General features: G+C 61.9%; 1 protein-coding gene. It reads right to left on the minus strand.

The window, feature by feature from the left end:
* Nucleotides 1-73: 73 nt before the first annotated feature.
* Nucleotides 74-1,432 (minus strand): 8-oxoguanine deaminase, encoded by a 1,359-nt coding sequence (locus tag DCO47_RS26690; RefSeq protein ID WP_064362912.1) that lies wholly within the window; start codon nucleotides 1,430-1,432, stop codon nucleotides 74-76.
* Between the last annotated feature and the right edge of the window lie 222 nt (nucleotides 1,433-1,654).

Here is a 1,654-nt window from a genome sequence, read left to right on the forward strand (position 1 = left end):
ATCCAACAAACATGTTGTCTGACACTCCCTCTTCGCGAGCAGGCTCGCTCCCACAGTTTTGAACGACGGTGAGTCAGGTCCCGGCGATCAACTGGCGAGCCGCCTGGCTGTGATCGGCAATCAGACCTTTCAGGTCCAGCCCTTCAACCTGGCCATCGACCACACGCCACTTGCCCCCGATCATCACTCGATCGGCCCGATCGGCGCCGCACAGCAGCAACGCTGAAATCGGATCATGGCTACCGGAGAAGCGCAGTTCATCGAGCTTGAACAACGCCAGATCCGCCTGTTTGCCCACGGCGATTTCGCCGATGTCGCTACGGCCGAGCAGGCTCGCCGAACCCTTGGTCGCCCAGCCCAGCACGCGCTCCGGGGTGATTTTTTCGGCGCCGTAACGCAGGCGCTGGATGTACAGAGCCTGACGCGCTTCGAGGATCATGTTCGAGGCATCGTTGGAAGCCGAACCGTCCACACCGAGACCAAACAGCGCGCCGGCGTCGGTCAGCTCGATGCTCGGGCAAATGCCGGAAGCCAGGCGCATGTTCGAGCTTGGGCAGTGGCAAATGCCGGTGCCGGCCTGGCCGAGGCGGGCGATTTCGTCGGGGTTGAAATGGATGCCGTGGGCCAGCCAGGTACGCGGGCCGAGCCAGCCGACGCTGTCCAGATAATCAACGGTGCGCAGGCCGAAGCGCTGCAGGCAGAAGTCTTCTTCATCGAGGGTTTCTGCCAGGTGGGTGTGCAGACGGACGTCGAGCTTGTTCGCCAGATCAGCGCTGGCCGACATGATTTCCGGGGTCACCGAAAATGGCGAACACGGCGCCAGGGCGATCTGGATCTGCGCGCCGTCGCCACGCTCGTGGTACTCGTGAATCAGCCGCTGACTGTCGTCGAGAATCACCTGACCTTCCTGCACCGTTTGTTGCGGAGGCAGGCCGCCGTCCTTCTCGCCGAGGCTCATCGAACCGCGCGTGAGCATGGCGCGCATGCCCAGTTCGCGCACCGTTTCGACCTGCACGTCGATGGCGTTTTCCAGACCGTCCGGGAACAGATAGTGATGGTCGGCAGCAGTGGTGCAGCCTGAGAGCAGCAATTCGGCCAGCGCCACTTTGGTTGCGAGGGCGAGTTTTTCCGGCGTCAGACGCGCCCATACCGGGTACAGGGTTTTCAGCCACGGAAACAACGGCTGATTGACCACCGGCGCCCAGGCGCGGGTCAGGGTTTGATAGAAATGATGGTGAGTGTTGATCAGGCCCGGCAGGATCACATGCTCGCGGGCCTCGAACACTTCATTGCACGGCGCCGACGGCTGCTGACCGGCAGCGAGCACTTCGACGATGACACCGTCTTGCACGACAAGGCCGCCACGGGCGTCGAGTTCGTTAGAGGTGAAAATGGCGAGGGGATTTTTTAACCAGGTACGGGTCGCAGGCATTGTGGCCGGCTCCTCTGAAAGTTGGGTTCAGGGTTGCCAGCTCAGTGTTGCCCTGTCTGCTGATCCAGGGTCGCCGCGAAGGACGAGGCGCGCAGTTTCAAACAAATCGCAGCGCCGGGCAAGCCCAACCCGACCGGACACCACGGTTCCTAGTAGGAGTGAGCCTGCTCGCGATAGCGGTGTATCAGGCAACATTTTTGCTGAATGACACACCGCTATCGC

It is taken from the genome of Pseudomonas sp. NDM, assembly GCF_003105095.1.
Taxonomy (GTDB): domain Bacteria; phylum Pseudomonadota; class Gammaproteobacteria; order Pseudomonadales; family Pseudomonadaceae; genus Aquipseudomonas; species Aquipseudomonas moraviensis_A.